This window comes from Massilia sp. CFBP 13721 (assembly GCF_014842025.1).
In the GTDB taxonomy this organism is placed as follows: domain Bacteria; phylum Pseudomonadota; class Gammaproteobacteria; order Burkholderiales; family Burkholderiaceae_D; genus Telluria.
In genome coordinates this window covers 80,744-94,955 of sequence record NZ_JACYUY010000019.1, presented here as the reverse complement: position 1 = coordinate 94,955, position 14,212 = coordinate 80,744, and the positions used below count along the sequence as shown (strand labels likewise).

Genomic DNA, 14,212 nt, shown 5'->3' with positions numbered 1-14,212 from the left:
GGAGCGCACGCTGCGGCTTGGCGAAATTTTTTTTTGGCTCCTACGTCTTTTGTTGGCCTCCTGCGTCAGATTCGGCATCAGACAGCTGGTTCACCGTGATTTGCCGGCCAGCCCATCGTTTTTCTGCCTGCCAGTTGCTCCAGCTGAAGCTGCGCGCCTTTTCTGGCAAACCGGGTGTGGACAAACCCATGCATATCCACAGGAGCGAATGTGCAGAAGCGCTGCGATTCACTGCCGCCCGAAATCTGTACACCTTCGGTGCAGGCCGGATACACCGCTTGTCCAGCACATCAAAACGCTGCTAAGTGCTTGAGCCTGTGGAGAAAATCCCGTTTATCCACAGTAAACGCCGCGTTTACTACTACTACTATTTTTTATGTATACCTTTTAATTAAACAGATAAGGGAGCGCGCGCTGTGAAAAACCCGGCTGCGCCCGTTCCTGGCCAGGAGACAAGCCATGTTTTTTCGACTGATGACTGGTCTGCAGGAAAACGTAATGCGGATGAGGTGGCTGAAAACGGGATGGTGAAATGCAAATGCCGTAAAAAAAGATCGGCATCTGTTCGTGGCCAGGCGCGACCTTGCAGACAATCACGTGTTGAATGGTTTGGCAGAAAATGGAATGCGGGGGCTTGAAGTCGAAATGACATGGCGTCAGATCTCGGCGGCTGAGAACGCGTGGACTCGGAAGCGCACCCGTAAGGTGGGCGGCTATACCTGGATGTGCTTGTCCGCTATCTCGATGCCGCACACGCGTTCAACAACATGCTGAAGCCTCGCGATGGATCAACGGCTGGCTGAACGCGTGGGCAGCGCAAATGCCGCTGGTCTGCAAACTGAGCAGGTAGAGCTGCCCACCTTACAGGTCAGTGCATCGCGCTCGATACAAACATTTTCAGCAAAACGCGGCTACCAGCCACCTCGGCTGTGGACAAGCCCCTGCATATCCACAGGACCCGATGTGCAAAACGACGTTTACTGAAGGCAAGTCGTTTTTTCTCCAACATCGGTGCAAGGCCGATACAATTCTTGTCCAGCATGTTCAGGATGGCGTAAACCACTGATCTTGTGGAGTAAACCGATCTTATCCACAGTAAACTGCGCGTTTACTATCATTACCAGTTTGTATACTTACTTTATTACTGTAAATAGAGAACAGCGGGAGCACCGTGGACAAACCCGTCGGCAAGACAAAACCCAGGCTAAAAACGCTGTTCTTGTCCCTCAAAACCTTCGTCAACAAAGCAAAACATGCTTCTTGGGATTATCAGCGCACTGGCTGAAGAACAGCAGGGGCTCGTGGAGGCCATGCAGAGCCCCTACAAGCTCGTCCATGGTCAACGCACCTACTGGGTCGGACAACTGTGGGAAATCGACGCTGTGTGCGTTCTGTCGCGTATAGGCAAGGTTGCCGCGGCAGTGACGGCGACCACGCTTGTGGAGAAGTTCGGAGTTACCCACATCCTGTTTACGGGTGTTGCCGGTGCTGGCGACAAATCGGTGCGGGTGGGCGATATTGTGGTAGCCGAATCGCTGGTTCAGCACGACATGGATGCCAGTCCCCTGTTCCCGCGTTTCGAGGTGCCGCTGACGGGCCTGACGCACTTCCCGGCCGATCACCACCTGAGTACGCGCCTGGCCGATGCCGCTTATGCTTTCCTGGACGAGGATTTCGCAGCGGCGATCGCGCCGCAGGAACGAGCGGCATTTGGCTTGACCCGGCCACGCGTGCACCGCGGCTTGATCGCCAGCGGCGACCAGTTCATGGACGACCCGGCGCACATCAACCGCTTGAATGCGGATCTGCCCGGGCTGGTGGCGGTGGAAATGGAAGGAGCGGCGGTGGCGCAGGCGTGCTACGAGCTGGCGATTCCATGCGCCGTGATGCGCACGATTTCGGACAACGCCAATGAAAACGCGGCCACCGATTTTTTACGTTTCGTAAAATCGGTGGCCGCGCAGTATGCGTTTTATGTTGTGCGCCGTTTTTGCCGGCAGGACGAGGAAACAGTAAAAATTCAGGCCAGCAGAGAATCGGCCGGCACGTAGTCGTAACCCAGCGTCTGCGCCACTGCCTGGTAAGTCACCTGGCCCAAGCACACATTCAGCCCCTGGCGCAGGTGCGCATCGTCCAGCAGCGCGCGGCGCCAGCCTTTATTGGCCAGTGCCAGCGCATGCCCGATGGTCGCGTTGTTCAGCGCAAAGGTCGAGGTACGGGCGACGGCGCCCGGCATGTTTGCCACGCAGTAATGCACCACGCCATCGACAATGAACGTCGGGTCGGCGTGGGTGGTCGCATGCGAGGTTTCGAAACAGCCGCCCTGGTCGATCGCCACGTCGACCACCACCGCCCCCTTTTTCATTTGCGCGATCATGCTGCGCGTGACCAGCTTCGGCGCCGCCGCACCCGGCACCAGCACGCCGCCAACCACCAGGTCGGCCGCCAGCACCGCTTCTGAAATCGCATGCGCGGTGGAATATACGGTGGCGATGCGGTTACCATAGACCAGGTCGAGCTGGCGCAGGCGCTCGATGTTTTTATCGAGCACCGTCACGCGGGCGCCGGTGCCGACCGCCATTTGCAGCGCGTTGGTACCGACCACGCCGGCGCCGATGATGACGATGTGGCCCGGCGCCACGCCCGGCACGCCGCCCAATAGTAGGCCCATGCCGCCTTTGGATTTTTCCAGGTGCGCGGCGCCGGCCTGGATCGCCATGCGCCCTGCCACTTCGCTCATCGGCGCCAATAGCGGCAAGCCGCCGCCGGGACCGGTGATCGTCTCGTAGGCAATGCAGACCGCCTTCGATTTTACTAACGCCGCGGTCTGCTCCGGATCCGGCGCCAGGTGCAGGTAAGTGTATAAAATCTGCCCTTCGCGCAGCAGCGCGCATTCGCCCGGCTGCGGCTCCTTGACTTTGACGACCATCTCGGCGCGCGCAAAAATCTCCTCGGCGCTGTCGACAATGGAGGCACCGGCGCTGACGTATTGCTCGTCCGCCAGGCCGATCTCGCTGCCGGCGTTCTTCTGGACAATCACTTGATGCCCCCGTGCGACCAGCTCATGCACGGAAGGCGGGGTCAGGCCGACCCGGTACTCATGGTTTTTGATCTCTTTTGGAACGCCAACTAACATGTCTTCCTCCAATGGTTTTATACAACTACAGCATGATTACAGCCCCAGCGTCATCAGGCTTGCGTTGCCGCCAGCCGCGGTCGTGTTGACGCACACCGCCCGTTCCGCCACCAGCCGCCACAGGGCAACCGGAGACGCCGCATCGGTATCGACGATGCCGACGATTGCGCCATTTCTCGCCGCCAGCTGCGTGCGCAGGCTGCCTTGCAGGCCGGCTTCGAGCAAGGCAATGCCAAATTCGCAGTTCGCCACTTCGGCCGCGCCGATAAAACGGATGCGGTCCTTGACCTCCGGCGGCAAGCCTTCCGGCACCGCTGCCTGCGAAGTGGCCAGCACAAAGGCGCGGTTGCCCGTCGCCAGCGCCGCCGCCAGCTGGTTCAGCATGCCTTTCACGGAGCCGGCCGCGCACAACACGACGCCGCGCGGGAAGAACGCCAGGCTGTTCTTCTCGCCCGTCGGACCCGGCAAGGCAATCGTCGTCCCGTTCAGCTGGGTGCGGGCATACCCTTCGCCCAGGCTGACGATGTCGCCGTGGCCATTGCTGCGCGCCCAGACCAGCAGTGCGGACAGCGCCGCATACGCCGGGTTCGAGTGCATCAGCAGCGGCGCCGCCTGGCGCTGCAGGCGCTTGATGTACAGCGGGCCGCCCGCTTTCGGGCCGGTGCCGGATTTACCCTCGCCACCGAAAGGCTGCACGCCGACGACGGCGCCGACGATATTCCGGTTCACGTAGATATTGCCGACGTGGGCGCGGGTGGTAATGAAATCGATGGTTTCGTCGATGCGCGAGTGAATACCCAGCGTCAAGCCATATCCGGTGGCATTGATCGCATCGACGACTTGCGGGAGGTCGGCGCGGCGGTAACGCACGATGTGCAGCACCGGGCCGAACACTTCCTGTTTCAGTTCACCCAGCGAACTGATCTCGAGCACGGTCGGCGGCACGAAGGTGCCTTGCGCCGTCACACTTGCCGGCAACTCCAGCGCGAAATGCTGTTTCGCCGTCGCCCTGGTGCGCTCGATGTGGGCCAGCAGGTTGCGCTGTGCCTCGGCATCGATGACGGGACCGATGTCGGTCGCCAGCCGGTCCGGGCTGCCGACGCGCAGTTCGGTCAACGCGCCTTTCAGCATCCGGATCGTTTTGTCGGCAATATCTTCCTGCAGGAACAAGACGCGCAGTGCCGAGCAGCGCTGGCCGGCGCTGTCGAAGGCCGAACTGAGTACGTCCTGCACCACCTGCTCCGGCAGCGCCGACGAATCGACGATCAGGGCATTCTGGCCACCGGTTTCCGCCACCAGCGGGATGTCGATGCCCTCGGCTTCGCCACGCTTCGCCAACGTACGGTTGATCAACTGGGCGACTTCGGTCGACCCCGTAAAAATCACGCCCTTTACGCGCGGATCGGCCGTCAAGGCGGCACCCACCACTTCGCCGCGGCCCGGCAGCAATTGCAGGGCGGCACGTGGAATGCCGGCCTCATAAAACAGCTCGACGGCGCGGTGCGCGATCAGCGGCGTTTGCTCGGCCGGTTTTGCGAGCACGACGTTGCCGGCGGCCAGGGCGGCGGCGACCTGGCCGGTGAAAATCGCCAGCGGGAAGTTCCATGGCGAGATGCACGTCACCGGACCGAGGGCGTCGGCGTGCACAGCGTCTTTCACCTGGGCGCCGTAGTAACGCAAAAAGTCGACCGCTTCGCGGATTTCGGCGATCGCGTTCGGCAGCGATTTACCCGCTTCGCGCACGGCCAGGGCCATCAACTCGGCGCAATTGGCCTCGAACAGGTCGGCAACGCGGTCGAGGATGGCTGCGCGTTCGCGGTTGGCGCTGGTATTCCATTCGCCGGCAAAGGCGGCAGCGGCAGCCAGAGCCGTCTCGACGTCGGTGCTGGATGCTTCATGTACATGCCCTACGACATCGGCTGATTGCGCAGGATTGACGATTTCTTCCCACGCAGATTGCACGAACGGACCGGCGACCAGCGGCGTAGCGTTGTACGTGCGCTGGCGCGCCAGTTCCGTGCCGAGTTCGCGCAGCGCATCTTCATTCGTCAGGTCGATACCGGCCGAATTCTTGCGCTCGGTGCCGAACAGCGCACGCGGCAGGGGAATCCCCGTGTGCGGCGCACCGGCGCTGGCGCGCGCGATCTCGAACGGATCGTTGATCAGGGTGTCGATCGCGACCTTTTCGTCGACGATCTGGTTGACGAACGAGGAATTCGCGCCATTCTCCAGCAGGCGGCGTACGAGATAGGCCAGCAGGGTTTCGTGCGAACCGACCGGCGCATAGATGCGGCAAGCCTTGTTCAGGTTCTCTTTACCGATGACCTGGTCGTACAGCGTTTCTCCCATGCCGTGCAGGCACTGGAATTCGTAATTGTCGATGCCGCGTTCCTGGGCCCAGGTGTAAATCACCGATAAAGTGTGGGCATTGTGGGTGGCGAACTGGGCATAGATGACGTCGGTTGCCGCCAACAGCTTTTCGGCGCAGGTCAGATACGACACGTCCGTATACACCTTACGGGTGTACACCGGATAGCCCGGCATGCCATCGACTTGCGCGCGCTTGATCTCGGCATCCCAATACGCCCCTTTTACCAGACGCACCATGAACTTGCGGCCGCTTCTCTTGGCCAGGTCGACCACGTAATCGATCACGAACGGGCAGCGTTTCTGATAACCCTGCACCACCAGGCCGATGCCTTCGAAACCGCTCAGTTCAGCATCGAATGCCAGCGCTTCCAGCATGTCGAGCGAGATTTCCAGGCGGTCGGCTTCCTCGGCATCGATGTTGATGCCGATGTCGTACTGTTTTGCCAGCAGCACCAGGCTGCGCACGCGCGGCAGCAGTTCGCTCATTACGCGGTTGGATTGCGCACGGCTGTAGCGTGGATGCAGCGCCGACAGTTTGATCGAGATGCCCGGGCCATCCTTGATGCCGCGCCCATTCGAGGCCTTGCCGATCGCGTGGATCGCCTTTTCGTACGAGGCGTAATAGCTTTGCGCGTCAAGCTCGGTGAGCGCCGCTTCGCCCAGCATGTCGTAGGAATATTGATAGCCGCGCGCTTCGTTGGGCTGGCTGTTTTTCAGCGCTTCGTCGATGGTCTGGCCGGTGACGAACTGGTTGCCGAGCATGCGCATGGCGAGGTCGACGCCCTTGCGGATCAGCGGCTCGCCGCCCTTGGCGATGAGTCGTGTCATGGCCGAACCGAGGCCGCGTTCGCTGTTGCTGCCGACCAGTTTGCCGGTGATCAATAAACCCCAGGTGGCGGCATTCACGAACAGCGACGGCGATTCGCCCAGGTGGCTGCGCCAGTCGCCGCGGCTGATCTTGTCGGCGATCAGGCGGTCGGCGGTGGCGCTGTCGGGAATGCGCAGCAAGGCTTCGGCCAGGCACATCAGGGCGACGCCCTCTTCCGACGACAGCGAAAATTCATGCATCAGCGCATCCACGCCCGACGCGCGCGTGCGCTTGGCGCGCACGCTCGAGACCAGGCGGTGCGCCAGCGGTTTTGCTTCACTGCTCGGGCGCGCGCCTTGCGCCAGCAGCCATTGCACGGCCTCGCGCTCGTCGCGGCGGTAGGCGGCGGTGATGGCGGCGCGCAGCGGGGTCTGCTCCGGCTTGATCTCGGATTGGAAGGCGTCGAACGGGACGAAGGTGGTGGCCGGGGTGGCGGCGATCTGCATGGCGTGTCTTTATGAGGAAAAGTGAGGGTGCGCACAGCAAAACGCGCCGGTCTGTCGTGACAGCCGGCGCGCGTTTTGGTACGTGCTTCAATCGTTCGATTGTAGAAGGAAATCTTCTGGATTAATTCTGTTTTTAACGGGTACTAGCAATAGATAGTTTTTGGTGCGAGAATTCGACCAAATAATATTTACGCGCAGGAGCGACGGCATGCTGGACAAGATTTCCAAGAAAATTCTCGCCGAGTTGCAGAACGACGGCCGCATCAGCAACGTCGAGCTAGCGACCCGGGTGAACCTGTCGCCGGCGGCTTGCCTCGAGCGCGTGCGCAAGCTGCACGAGTCCGGCTACATCATGGGTTACACGGCCCAGTTGAACCCGCAATTGCTGGACGTCTCGCTGCTGGTCTTCATCGAGGTGGTGCTGGACCGCACCACGCCGGAAGTGTTCGACGCCTTCAAGCAGAGCGTGCAACTGATTCCGGAAGTACTCGAATGCCACATGGTGGCCGGTGGCTTCGATTACCTGGTGAAAGCGCGTGTGAAGGATATGGCGGCGTACCGCGAATTCCTCGGCAAGACGCTCTTGCAAAAGGGTGTGCGCGAGACGCATACCTATGCGGTGATGGAAGAAGTCAAGAATACGACCAAGTTGCCGATTCGGTAGGGTGGACGGGTCTCCCGTCCACGCGGTGATTGTTACCGTCTTCGATATCGTGCCGGATGATCTTGCTGTTATCGATCACCGCGTGGGCACAGGGCGCCCACCCTACAACACCACATCACGCCGCGGCGCGTTCGCCCTTCGGCGCAGTTGCGTGCGCAGCCGTCGTTTCCAGGTTATTACGCAGCCAGCGGTGCGCCGGGCTGCGGCCGTCGCGTTCGTGCCAGAGCATGTCGAGGTGCACCGCCGGCAGGGCGAACGGCAGTTCGCGCCACACCAGCGATTCGGTCATGCCGGTCGACACCATCAAATGTTTCGGCAGCACGGTAATCAAATCCGAATTCGCCACCACCCGTCCCGCCGTGAAAAACTGGTTCACGGTCAACAGGATGCGCCGTTCACGCCCGATTTGCGCCAGCGCCTCGTCCACCAACCCGTGTGCGCGGCCGGAGAAACTGACCAATAAATGGTTCGCCTTGCAATAGGTGTCGAGGTCGAGCTTGTTGTTAGCGAGCGGGTGGTTCTTGCGCATCACGCACACGTACTGCCCGGAATACAGGCGCTCGTGGCGGATCGGCGAACCGGTTTCGTACGACAATTGCGCTGCCACGCCAGGGAAAAAGCCGACTGCGAGGTCAATATCTCCGCGCAACAGCATCGGGCGCGGCTCGCGCGTGGTCAGCGGCACCATGCGGATGTTCACGCCGGGCGCTTCGCTTTCGATCGAACGCATCAAGGACGGCAGCCAGTAGGCGGCGGTGGCGTCGGCCATCGCCATGCGGAAGGTCGCCTGCGCTTTCGAGACATCGAAGGTTTCCGGCATCACCGCCGCTTCCAGCGACTGCAGCGCCGCCCGCACCGATGGCCACAGCGCTTCGGCGCGCGGGGTCGGTTTTACGCCATAGGCGGTGCGGATCAGGAGTTCGTCTCCTAAACTTTCGCGCAGGCGTTTAATCGCATTCGACACGGCCGGCTGCGTCATGGCCAGGTGGCCGGCCGCGCGTGTCAGATTTTGTTCGGTCATGACTGCGTCGAACACGCGCAGCAAATTCAGGTCCAGTGTCAGGAAGCTCATGGCGATGTCTCGGTAGCGGTGCAGGTATTTGATGTAGACCCTTGGTCTGCATCAAAGGGTCCGCATCAAAGTGTACCGCATTTCATTCACGATCAATATAAGCCACATCAGGAATCGAAATTAGATTTATATGTTGCAATGCACTATAGTTTTTTAAAACAACATCTCATAGTAAATAATCATGTCGTTCGCCCTGCCGTCACCCAATTCTCGTTTCCGCTGCTGTCGTTGACTGAACTGTTGCAGGGTGCGTTGGTGCTGGCGCTGCTGGCCAGTGTGCTGATGTTCTTCCGTCCCCTGCTGTCCGGCCTGGTGCGCGCACTGGTGTTGACCGTGCGTCCGCGCCCTGCCCGCCCGGCGCGCGGCGCCGGCGCCTGACAAGCCCGCCACAGCCATCCCGTTCAATAAAAAAACGCGGCGTCCGGTCACCCGGCGCCGCGTTTTTGTCGTATCGGGTGCGCTCCCAGTGGCCGCACGTGCCGCATGACCTTATTTTGTTTTCTGGTCGATCGCTTCCAGCACGCTGGTGGTATCCGCCGGTTCAGCAAGCGCCTCGGCTTCGCGGTCGGGCTTGTCGGCCAGATTCGGCGAGTCGCGTCGGATTTCTTCCAGCATGGCGATGATCTTGCTGGTCTTTTCGTCGGAGAGCAGGCTGATCTGCAAATCGAGGTGGGCATTCCGATCGGCCAGCTTCGACATCCGGTTCTGGCGGATCAGCACGGTGGTGGAAATGATGAATGCGTTGAGGGACACGAATCCCTGCAGCCAGTAAAACGGCGGCTCGTCCGGCTGGGGCAAGTCGAACAGCGGGGCGCTGGCGTTCCAGGCAAGCCAGCCCACGATGAACAGGACGTTCACCGCGAAATAACTCGGGCTGCCGAGGAACAGGCTGACCTTTTCGACGATTTTCTGGGCGGGCGTCGCGCGCTGCTCATTGCGTTCGCAATAGGCGGCAATGGTGCCGATGTTCTCGTCGATGGTCGACGGCAGCGCGTTGCCGGAAGAGGGATCCGAAGTAGCCATGGCCGAGCATAGCAGGTGCCGGCGGCGCACGGCGCGCCGGCCGCGATGGAAATCAGACGGCGTTCTTGCCGGCGGTCAGGCGTTCGTACTTGGCCAGTAACTCTTCGCGCGTTTCGCGCCAGGCGGGATTGAATGGAATGCAGGCGACCGGGCACAGGGCCTGGCACTGCGGTTCGTCGAAGTGGCCGACGCATTCCGTGCATTTATGCGGATCGATCTCGTAGATCTCCGCACCCATCGAAATGGCGTCGTTCGGACACTCCGGCTCGCACACGTCGCAATTGATGCATTCGTCGGTAATCAGTAGGGCCATGATGCTGCTGCTTTAAGGAGTCAACGCCTGGATCAGGCGCTCGGTGGGTTCATGGATGCAATTTTACGTTGCAGCCAACGGTCCACCGAAGGGAAGACAAATTTCGATACGTCGCCGCCGAGCATCGCGATTTCGCGCACGATGGTGCCGGAGATAAACTGGTACTGGTCGGACGGGGTCAGGAACAGCGTCTCGACGTCGGGCAGCAGGTAGCGGTTCATGCCGGCCATCTGAAACTCGTATTCGAAGTCGGACACGGCGCGCAAACCGCGCACGATGACGCGCGCATCGTGCCTGCGCACGAAATCTTTTAACAGGCCGGAAAAACTCTCGACCTTCACGTTCGGGTAATGGCCCAGCACCTCGTTGGCGATCTCCAGGCGCTCGTCGAGCGAAAAGAACGGCTTCTTGTTCTTGCTGTCGGCGACACCGACGACGAGCGTGTCGAACAGCCCCGACGCACGGCGGACCAGATCTTCATGGCCGCGGGTGAGCGGATCGAAGGTACCCGGATAAACGGCTACTACCATTGCAGCTCCCTGGAAGAGAAACATTGATGGGAGCGCGCGCTACGCCCCTTGGAACGCGCATTATGCCTGAAAATCTGGCAATTGCCCCAGCAGGGGGCCGGTTTTGCCCGCAAATTGGGCAAACCTGGCCGCTCAGGCGCGGTTTTCGTGCACCTTGCCGTTCAACTTCAGCAAGTGATAGAACACCATGCCCGCCTTGTCGGCGCGGACGATGTCCCAGGGCGCCAGCCAGTCCGGGGTTGTATCGCCTGCGGCAGGTTCCTGCGGCAGCGCATATTCCGCTTCCACATACACCATGCCGTCTTCCTTCAGCAGCGCCACGCACAGCGGCAAGGCTTTACTGATGAAATCCTGCTGGTAGGGCGGATCGAGGAAAATCACGTCGTAGCGCTGGCCGCGCGCCGCCAGGTCGCGCGCGACAGTCAACGCGTCGGCGCGCAGGACGTTGACATTGTCCGCTTTCAGCATCTCCTTGTTCGCCTCGAGCTGGCGCGCGGCCGCTGCGTGAAAATCGAGCATGGTCACGCTGCGCGCACCGCGGCTGGCCGCCTCGAAGCCGAGGGCGCCGCTGCCGGCAAACAGGTCGAGGCAATCGACCTGCGCCCAGTCGCCCCCAACCTGGTGGTGCAGCCAGTTGAACACGGTTTCGCGCACGCGGTCGGGCGTGGGACGCAGGCCGAGGGCGTCGAGCACCGGCAGCAGGCGCCGCTTCCATTCGCCGCCGATGATGCGCACCTGCTGCGGCGCCAGGCGCGGCCGGCCGTGCTGGCCTTGCGATTTAGTCGGTCGTTTTTGCATGGCGCGCACTATACCAGATGCTTATTTCGCCTCTTTCGCCAATACTTTAAAATCGTCGATCCAGCCCTGCATGCGCTGCTGGGCATGGGCTTTCTGGGCCGGGGTCGCGATCCGGATCGCGCTCAGGATGTAATTGCTGGTGGTATTGATATAGGCGTCATAAAATCCTTTACGTTCGGGCGAATCCATGCGCGTAAAGAATTCGTGCAGCAGCGCCGTGATCATCACGCTTGTTTGTTCCTTGCTCGGCTTTTCCTGCTGAATCTTGCGCGCCAGGGCCAGGATTTTACGCTGGCGCAGGATGCGCTCTTCCAGCCAGACATTGCTGTCCAGGGGGCGGGCATCGGAAGCGCGGCGCAAGGCCTTTTCTTGTTCGCTGCTAAAACTGCCGAACCACAATTTGAATTGTTCCATCGATTTGTCGAAGCGCGCCTCCTGGCGCTTGTCGACGCTGCCGCTGACGAACTTGCGGCGGTATTCGTCGTTTTTCTTTTTAAAACGTTCTTCCATTTGTTCGATCTGGTCCGGCGTCAACGAGCGCGCCAAGTCGACCATATGGGGAACGGCCTTCATGGCCAGGGTTTCGGTGTGGGTGCGGATGATGCGGTAATCGGCGAGCAGATCGGCCTGGGTCGGATTGCCGCCCAGCTGGCGCTGGAAGGTGCCGAGCAGCTGGGCGTAATCGTCTAGCTGGGTTTTGCGGTGCCATTGAAACAGTTCGCGGATATCGCGTTTGACCCAATCGGACTGTGCCCCCTCAAAATCGACATAGGCGTCGAGCCACCAGTACAGTAGGGTGTCGCCGTGGTTGTAGCTGAAGCGGATGGTGCTGCAGGCGCCCAGGCAAGCGAGCAAGGCGATCAGGAACAGCGCACGTGCGCGCTGGAGCAGGGAGTACTGCGAGGGGTCATGCATGCTAAAATTTTTCATCTTATTAACTCTTTTTGAATACGGCTTATGAACGTTGTCATCCTTGCCGCCGGCATGGGAAAGCGCATGCAGTCCGCGCTGCCTAAAGTGTTGCATCCGCTGGCTGGAAAGCCGCTGTTGCAGCATGTGATCGATACCGCCCGCCAACTGCGGCCGAGTAAATTATGCGTGATTTACGGTCACGGGGGCGCAGCGGTGCCCGAGATGGTGGCCGCTCTAGCCGCCGCCGGCGAGGCGCCGATCGACACCGCATTGCAGCAGCCGCAGCTGGGCACCGGCCACGCCGTGATGCAGGCCGTGCCCCAGCTCGATGACAACGTGCCGACCCTGGTGCTGTACGGCGACGTTCCGTTGACGACCGGCGATTCGCTGCGCCGCCTGGTCGAGGCCGCCGGCGTCGACAAGCTCGGCATCCTCACCGTCGAGCAGGCCAATCCGTTCGGCCTGGGCCGCATCGTGCGCGAGAATGGCCGCATCGTGCGCATCGTCGAAGAAAAGGATGCGAGCGACACCGAACGCGCCATCCGCGAAATCAACAGCGGCATCCTGGTAGTGCCAACCCGGCACCTGAAACGCTGGTTGACTGGGCTGTCGAACAACAATGCGCAGGGCGAATATTACCTTACCGATATCGTGGCGCAAGCCGTGGCCGATGGCGTCGAGGTGGTGTCGGCCTCCCCCGCCGGCGAGTGGGAAGTCGCGGGCGTCAACAGCAAGGTGCAATTGGCCGAACTCGAGCGCCGCCACCAGCTGAACATTGCCAATGCGTTGCTGGAACAGGGTGTCACCCTGATGGACCCGGCGCGCATCGACGTGCGCGGCGAACTGGTGTGCGGGCGTGACGTCGTCATCGACGTCGGCTGCGTCTTCGAGGGACGGGTGGAACTGGCCGACGGCGTCAAGGTCGGACCCCACTGCGTGCTGGTCAACGCCCGGATTGGCGCCGGCGCCATCATCAAACCGTTCTGCCATATCGAAGACGCCGTGGTGGGCGCCGCTTCCCAGATCGGTCCGTATGCGCGCCTGCGCCCCGGCACCGAATTGGGCGAAGATGTCCACATCGGTAATTTCGTGGAAGTCAAAAACAGCCAGGTTGCCGCGCACAGCAAGGCCAATCACCTGGCGTATGTGGGCGATGCCACGGTCGGTTCGCGCGTGAATATCGGCGCCGGCACCATCACCTGTAACTACGATGGCGCCAACAAATTCCGCACCGTGATCGAAGACGACGCATTCATCGGCAGTGACAGCCAGCTGGTGGCGCCGGTCACGGTCGGGAAAGGTGCGACCCTGGGCGCCGGCACCACGCTGACCAAGGACGCCCCGGCCGGCAAGCTGACCATATCTCGTCCCAAGCAAATCACCATCGACGGCTGGAGCCGTCCAGTGAAAAAGCCGAAGTAATCCACCGGTTTTACATCAGTAAATCACTGGAAAATCACAGGGGTATCCACATGGTTCTGCACGGGATACCCCCTGACCTTCCACAATGTTCTGCACAGAATTATCCACAGGCCTCATCGGATAAACTCAGACCGCGATGCGGGTGTCGAACTTGCTCCTGAACGTCGAAAAATAGGTTTTTACGTTGCGCACATTCGCGTGCGTGGCAAACAGGCGGTGCGCCAGGGCGTGATAGGCCGGCATGTCGGCGACCTGGATGATCAGCACGAAATCCGGTCCCGGCGCCACCCGGTAGCACTGCATCACCGCCTCCTCATTCGTTGCCAGCTGTTCGAATTGCGCCATCCGCTCGGCCGCCTGGACGTCGAGGGTGATCTCGACGATGGCGCTCAAGCGCGCCCCCACCTTGTCCGGATCGACAATCGCAACTTGCCGTGAGATAACACCGTTCTCGGTCAGCTGCTTGACGCGGCGCAGACAAGTTGGCGGCGATACATGGACTTGCGCGGCCAGTTCGGTATTCGTCTGCGATGCGTCAGTCTGCAAGGCATTCAGGATGCGACGATCAAGTTCGTCCAGCGTCGTTATGTCGATTGTCATGAAATTTTCACTTAATATTTTTTAATAAATGAAAGAATATTTCATCTTTCATGATACG

13 protein-coding genes are annotated in these 14,212 nt (G+C 60.8%); 4 read left to right on the top strand and 9 right to left on the bottom strand.

Annotated features, from left to right (window positions below; translation table 11 throughout):
- Positions 1 to 1,253 precede the first annotated feature (1,253 nt).
- On the top strand, positions 1,254 to 2,051 hold the full coding sequence (locus IFT60_RS17950) for a 5'-methylthioadenosine/adenosylhomocysteine nucleosidase (RefSeq protein WP_192054048.1): 798 nt from the start codon (positions 1,254 to 1,256) through the stop codon (positions 2,049 to 2,051).
- On the opposite strand, the gene ald is transcribed toward IFT60_RS17950, so the two are convergent.
- Together ald and putA are read right to left on the bottom strand one after the other, a co-directional pair.
- A complete protein-coding gene (gene ald, locus IFT60_RS17945; protein ID WP_192054046.1) occupies positions 2,021 to 3,136 on the bottom strand; it encodes an alanine dehydrogenase in 1,116 nt (371 codons plus the stop codon). The two genes, IFT60_RS17950 and ald, sit on opposite strands and share 31 nt — an antisense overlap.
- 36 nt (positions 3,137 to 3,172) lie before the next feature.
- Positions 3,173 to 6,820, bottom strand: coding sequence for a trifunctional transcriptional regulator/proline dehydrogenase/L-glutamate gamma-semialdehyde dehydrogenase (putA, locus tag IFT60_RS17940; protein WP_192054044.1), 3,648 nt, complete (start codon positions 6,818 to 6,820; stop codon positions 3,173 to 3,175).
- A gap of 208 nt (positions 6,821 to 7,028) precedes the next feature.
- Between putA and IFT60_RS17935 the strand changes: the two genes are divergently transcribed.
- Entirely contained in the window at positions 7,029 to 7,484 is a 456-nt protein-coding gene (locus IFT60_RS17935) for an Lrp/AsnC ligand binding domain-containing protein (RefSeq protein ID WP_056340766.1), read from the top strand.
- A 115-nt stretch (positions 7,485 to 7,599) separates the two neighbouring features.
- Here IFT60_RS17935 and IFT60_RS17930 read toward each other — a convergent pair whose 3' ends face one another.
- On the bottom strand, positions 7,600 to 8,556 hold the full coding sequence (locus tag IFT60_RS17930; RefSeq protein WP_192054042.1) for a LysR family transcriptional regulator: 957 nt from the start codon (positions 8,554 to 8,556) through the stop codon (positions 7,600 to 7,602).
- 228 nt (positions 8,557 to 8,784) lie between these two features.
- Here IFT60_RS17930 and IFT60_RS17925 point away from each other — a divergent pair, with 228 nt between their 5' ends.
- Positions 8,785 to 8,934, top strand: a complete 150-nt coding sequence (locus IFT60_RS17925) for a hypothetical protein (protein WP_192054039.1) — start codon at positions 8,785 to 8,787, stop codon at positions 8,932 to 8,934.
- Positions 8,935 to 9,045: 111 nt separating this feature from the next.
- Here the strand turns inward: IFT60_RS17925 and IFT60_RS17920 are convergent, their stop codons facing one another.
- The 5 genes from IFT60_RS17920 to IFT60_RS17900 all read right to left on the bottom strand — a co-directional run bounded on the left by IFT60_RS17920 (position 9,046) and on the right by IFT60_RS17900 (position 12,150).
- Positions 9,046 to 9,579 carry a DUF1003 domain-containing protein gene (locus tag IFT60_RS17920; RefSeq protein WP_192054037.1) on the bottom strand — a complete coding sequence of 178 codons (534 nt, stop codon included), beginning with the start codon at positions 9,577 to 9,579 and terminating at the stop codon, positions 9,046 to 9,048.
- Between the two features lie 52 nt (positions 9,580 to 9,631).
- Complete coding sequence (locus IFT60_RS17915; RefSeq protein WP_192054035.1) at positions 9,632 to 9,892, bottom strand: YfhL family 4Fe-4S dicluster ferredoxin; 261 nt, start codon at positions 9,890 to 9,892, stop codon at positions 9,632 to 9,634.
- A 32-nt stretch (positions 9,893 to 9,924) separates the two neighbouring features.
- Positions 9,925 to 10,422 carry a pantetheine-phosphate adenylyltransferase gene (coaD, locus tag IFT60_RS17910; protein ID WP_192054033.1) on the bottom strand — a complete coding sequence of 166 codons (498 nt, stop codon included), beginning with the start codon at positions 10,420 to 10,422 and terminating at the stop codon, positions 9,925 to 9,927.
- A 132-nt stretch (positions 10,423 to 10,554) separates the two neighbouring features.
- On the bottom strand, positions 10,555 to 11,220 hold the full coding sequence (gene rsmD / locus IFT60_RS17905) for a 16S rRNA (guanine(966)-N(2))-methyltransferase RsmD (protein WP_192054031.1): 666 nt from the start codon (positions 11,218 to 11,220) through the stop codon (positions 10,555 to 10,557).
- 21 nt (positions 11,221 to 11,241) lie between these two features.
- On the bottom strand, positions 11,242 to 12,150 hold the full coding sequence (locus tag IFT60_RS17900; protein WP_192054022.1) for a DUF6279 family lipoprotein: 909 nt from the start codon (positions 12,148 to 12,150) through the stop codon (positions 11,242 to 11,244).
- A 27-nt stretch (positions 12,151 to 12,177) separates the two neighbouring features.
- Here IFT60_RS17900 and glmU point away from each other — a divergent pair, with 27 nt between their 5' ends.
- Positions 12,178 to 13,554 carry a bifunctional UDP-N-acetylglucosamine diphosphorylase/glucosamine-1-phosphate N-acetyltransferase GlmU gene (gene glmU / locus IFT60_RS17895; RefSeq protein WP_192054020.1) on the top strand — a complete coding sequence of 459 codons (1,377 nt, stop codon included), beginning with the start codon at positions 12,178 to 12,180 and terminating at the stop codon, positions 13,552 to 13,554.
- A gap of 126 nt (positions 13,555 to 13,680) precedes the next feature.
- Here glmU and IFT60_RS17890 read toward each other — a convergent pair whose 3' ends face one another.
- A complete protein-coding gene (locus IFT60_RS17890; RefSeq protein ID WP_192054018.1) occupies positions 13,681 to 14,154 on the bottom strand; it encodes an Lrp/AsnC family transcriptional regulator in 474 nt (157 codons plus the stop codon).
- Between the last annotated feature and the right edge of the window lie 58 nt (positions 14,155 to 14,212).

Bases quoted from the DNA above. Each gene is read 5' to 3' on its own strand.
- ald (WP_192054046.1), bottom strand. From the start codon at position 3,136: ATGTTAGTTGGCGTTCCAAAAGAGATCAAAAACCATGAGTACCGGGTC.
- IFT60_RS17930 (WP_192054042.1), bottom strand. From the start codon at position 8,556: ATGAGCTTCCTGACACTGGACCTGAATTTGCTGCGCGTGTTCGACGCA.
- IFT60_RS17920 (WP_192054037.1), bottom strand. From the start codon at position 9,579: ATGGCTACTTCGGATCCCTCTTCCGGCAACGCGCTGCCGTCGACCATC.
- coaD (WP_192054033.1), bottom strand. From the start codon at position 10,422: ATGGTAGTAGCCGTTTATCCGGGTACCTTCGATCCGCTCACCCGCGGC.
- IFT60_RS17950 (WP_192054048.1), top strand. From the start codon at position 1,254: ATGCTTCTTGGGATTATCAGCGCACTGGCTGAAGAACAGCAGGGGCTC.
- putA (WP_192054044.1), bottom strand. From the start codon at position 6,820: ATGCAGATCGCCGCCACCCCGGCCACCACCTTCGTCCCGTTCGACGCC.
- rsmD (WP_192054031.1), bottom strand. From the start codon at position 11,220: ATGCAAAAACGACCGACTAAATCGCAAGGCCAGCACGGCCGGCCGCGC.
- IFT60_RS17915 (WP_192054035.1), bottom strand. From the start codon at position 9,892: ATGGCCCTACTGATTACCGACGAATGCATCAATTGCGACGTGTGCGAG.
- glmU (WP_192054020.1), top strand. From the start codon at position 12,178: ATGAACGTTGTCATCCTTGCCGCCGGCATGGGAAAGCGCATGCAGTCC.
- IFT60_RS17890 (WP_192054018.1), bottom strand. From the start codon at position 14,154: ATGACAATCGACATAACGACGCTGGACGAACTTGATCGTCGCATCCTG.
- IFT60_RS17900 (WP_192054022.1), bottom strand. From the start codon at position 12,150: ATGAAAAATTTTAGCATGCATGACCCCTCGCAGTACTCCCTGCTCCAG.
- IFT60_RS17935 (WP_056340766.1), top strand. From the start codon at position 7,029: ATGCTGGACAAGATTTCCAAGAAAATTCTCGCCGAGTTGCAGAACGAC.